Raw genomic sequence first — 3,577 nt, 5'->3', positions numbered from 1 at the left:
CCGCCCGTGGCCGGGCGGATCGGTGAGCACCAGCGCCACCGTCGGCCCGACCGGGCTGGTCGCCAGGTGCCGCAGGACGGCGGTGTGCGCGACCAGGTCGGCGCCGGTGACGAGCACCGGGCCGGTGGCCGCGTCGACCAGGGCCGCCAGCTCGTCCAGGTCGGCGGCGAGGCGCACCTCGGCCGCCCCGGCCCGGCGCAGCTGGGCGGCCAGCCGGTCGGTGAGGGACTCACCCGTTGCCGTGGCCAGGTTCGCGGCCGGGGCGTCGGCGGCGAGCACGATCGCGAGCGTCACCGCGAGGCCGCACTGTGGTACGCGTCCAGCGCCTCGGCGATCGTGCCGTCGACGCTCAGCCGGCCCGCGTCGAGGTAGAGCCCCCGACGGCAGAACCGGGTCAGATCCTTTTCGTTGTGTGACACCAGCACCAAGGTGCGCCCCTCCCCGAGCAGACGGTCGATCGTCGCATAACACTTCTTGCGGAACTCCTCGTCCCCGACCGCGGTCACCTCGTCCATGAGCAGGATCGGGTGCGGCAGGTGCGAGATGATGGCGAAGCCGAGCCGGACCTTCATGCCGGACGAGTAGTGCCGCACCGACGTGTCGACGGCCCGCTCCACCTGCTCGCCGGCGAACGAAATGATCTCGTCGAAGTGCCGCTTCAGATAGCCCGACGACAGCCCGTGCAGGCCACCGACCAGGTAGAGGTTCTCCCGCCCGGTCAGGTCGTTGGAGAAGCCGGCAGAGAGCTCCAGCAGCGGCGCGACATCCCCGCGCACCCGGATCCGGCCCTCGTCGGGGATGAGCACGCCGGCGATCAGCCGCAGCAGGGTGCTCTTGCCGGTGCCGTTGCGGCCGATCACCCCGACGGTCTCCCCGGCGCCGACCGAGAACGAGACGTCGCGCAGCGGCCAGAACGAGCCGGCCGAGGCGCGCCGCGCGCCGCGGTGGATGAAGAGTTCGCGCAGCCGCAGCTGGCGGCGCCGGTTGCGGACGAACCGGATGCCCAGCCCTTCGGCCTCGATGATCGGGTCGGCCATCTCTACAGTTCCTTGAGCACGGCCGGTTCGAGCCGGCGGAACGACCACCAGCCGACGACAAGCACCAGCAGGCTGACGGCGATGGTGGTGGCGAGCAGCCGGGCGTCCGGGAACTCGTCCGGGTACCAGATCGCGTGGTGCAGCTGGAAGATGCCGACCAGCGGGTTCAGCTCGTAGCCGACCTTGAGCCAGCCCGGCAGGTCGGAGTCGCGCACCAGGCTCAGCGGATAGATGATCGGCGTGGCGTAGAAGAGCACCCGGATGACCAGGCGCATGAAGCGCTCGACGTCGCGCATCAGCACGTTGCCCGCCGAGAGCAGCAGCGCCAGGCCGATCAGCAGGACGGCCTGCACCGCCACCGCGAGCGGCAGGGCGAGCAGCGACCAGCCCAGCTCGATCCGGCCGTACGCGGCGTAGCCGACCGCGACGGCCACCAGGATCGGCAGCCCGGCCGCGTACTCGGCGAAGCGGCCGGTGACCCGGCCGATCGGGAAGACCTGGCGGGGCACGTTCATCGTGGTGATCAGCCGGTACTGACCGGTCAGCGCGCTGGTCGCCTCACTCAGCGCCGAACTGGCCCACATCCAGGCGAAGATCCCGGTGACCAGGAACAGCGGGTACGAGTCGGCCGCGTCGCCCAGGTGCCTGGTGGTGTCCCGGGAGTAGAGGACGCCGAAGACGAACCAGTAGATCGCCCCCATGCCGAGCGGCTCGATCAGCGACCAGAAGTACCCGAGCACCGACTGCTGGTACTTCACCGCCAGGTCGCGCTTGACGAGGATGCGCAGCGAGTTGCGGTGCGACCACAACGCAGCGACGCCAGAGGTCACCGTCGCCTCCCGCCTCACGGACGGACGAAGGTTAGCAGTCGGTGAACGAACGCCGACGAGTCGGAGGACTCAGCACTCGATCACGTTGACGGCCAGGCCGCCGCGCGCCGTCTCCTTGTACTTGACCTTCATGTCCGCGCCGGTCTCCCGCATGGTCTTGATGACCTTGTCGAGGGAGACGTGGTGCACCCCGTCGCCACGCAGCGCGAGCCGGGCGGCCGTGATCGCCTTGATGCTAGCCACCGCGTTCCGCTCGATGCAGGGAATCTGCACCAGGCCACCGACCGGGTCGCAGGTCAGCCCCAGGTTGTGCTCCATGCCGATCTCGGCGGCGTTCTCCACCTGCTCGGGAGTGCCGCCCAGCGCCTCGGCCAGCCCCGCCGCGGCCATCGAGCAGGCGGAACCGACCTCGCCCTGGCAGCCCACCTCGGCGCCGGAGATCGACGCGTTCTCCTTGAACAGCACGCCGATCGCGCCCGCCGCCAGCAGGAACCGCACCACCCCCTCCTCGGAGGCGCCCGGCACGAAGCGGACGTAGTAGTGCAGCACCGCCGGGATGATCCCGGCCGCCCCGTTGGTCGGCGCGGTGACCACCCGGCCGCCGGCCGCGTTCTCCTCGTTCACGGCGAGGGCGAACAGCGTCACCCAGTCCATCGCGCGCAGCGGGTCGGCCGTGCCGGTGTCCGCCGCCAGGCTGCGCCGCAGCTCCGCGGCGCGACGGCGGACCTTCAGCCCGCCGGGGAGCACCCCGTCCCGCTCGCAGCCCCGCTCAACGCACTCCCGCATCACCCGCCAGATCTCCAGCAGGCCGGCGCGCACCTCCGCCTCGCTGCGCCAGGAGAGCTCGTTGGCGAGCATCACCTGGCCGATCGACAGCCCAGTCTCCGCGGTCACCTCGAGCAGTTGCGCGCCCGTCAGGAACGGGTGGCGCACCCGGGTGGTGTCCGGCGTGATCCGGTCCGCCCCGGCGGCGGCCTCGTCGACCACGAACCCGCCACCGACCGAGTAGTACGTCCGCACCCGCAGCTCCGCGCCGGTCTCGTCGTACGCGCCGAAGGTCATCCCGTTCGGGTGGTACGGCAGCGACCGGCGGCGGTGCAGCACCAGGTCCCGGCCCGGGTCGAAGTCGATCTCGTGCGCGTCGAGCAGGCTCAGCCGGCGTTCGGCCCGGATCCGGGTGATCCGCGCGTCCACGGTGTCGGTGTCGACCGTCTCCGGCGCCTCCCCGGCCAGCCCGAGCAGCACGGCCCGGTCGCTGCCGTGGCCGTGCCCGGTGGCGCCCAGCGAGCCGAAGAGCTCCGCCTGCACGCGTGCCGTCCCGGCCAGCAACCCGTCGGCCTTCAGCCCGGTGACGAAGGTCCGCGCGGCGCGCATCGGTCCCACCGTGTGCGAGCTGGACGGCCCGATGCCGACGCTGAAGAGGTCGAAAACGCTGATCATGGCTGCACTTCCTCGCCGTGGTCCCCGTTGTGCGGTGGTCCGGCACGGTCGTGGCCGACCCTGGTCAGGTCGGCCGGTCCGGCGCCCGGGGGTGTGGGCGCCCGACCGGCGAGCCTACCCGCCCAGGTCAGCGCCCGCCCGGTGCGTCGCCGGCACCGGCATTCTCCGGCGCGTGCGCCCCCGGACCGCCATCCTGTGTGCGGGGCCGTCGGACGCCCCGCCCCCGCGGGCACGCGCGGCGCGGAGGCGGGCGTCGCCGGGCCGGCGTGC

At 72.3% G+C, this 3,577-nt stretch carries 3 protein-coding genes and 1 pseudogene; all 4 read right to left on the bottom strand.

Going from position 1 to position 3,577, the window contains the following annotated elements:
* A pseudogene (locus NCC78_RS29325) lies at positions 1–294 on the bottom strand (CDP-alcohol phosphatidyltransferase family protein); the annotation flags it as partial.
* Complete coding sequence (locus NCC78_RS29320; protein ID WP_250798596.1) at positions 291–1,037, bottom strand: ABC transporter ATP-binding protein; 747 nt, start codon at positions 1,035–1,037, stop codon at positions 291–293. The pseudogene NCC78_RS29325 and the gene NCC78_RS29320, both read right to left, overlap by 4 nt.
* Before the next feature lie 2 nt (positions 1,038–1,039).
* Positions 1,040–1,867, bottom strand: coding sequence for an ABC transporter permease (locus NCC78_RS29315; RefSeq protein WP_250798595.1), 828 nt, complete (start codon positions 1,865–1,867; stop codon positions 1,040–1,042).
* Between the two features lie 69 nt (positions 1,868–1,936).
* On the bottom strand, positions 1,937–3,307 hold the full coding sequence (locus NCC78_RS29310) for an L-serine ammonia-lyase (protein ID WP_250798594.1): 1,371 nt from the start codon (positions 3,305–3,307) through the stop codon (positions 1,937–1,939).
* Positions 3,308–3,577 lie beyond the last annotated feature (270 nt).

Source organism: Micromonospora phytophila (assembly GCF_023656545.1).
Lineage (GTDB): Bacteria > Actinomycetota > Actinomycetes > Mycobacteriales > Micromonosporaceae > Micromonospora > Micromonospora phytophila.
The sequence above is the reverse complement of the archived record's forward strand: the minus strand, read 5'-3'. Positions and strand labels throughout refer to the sequence as shown.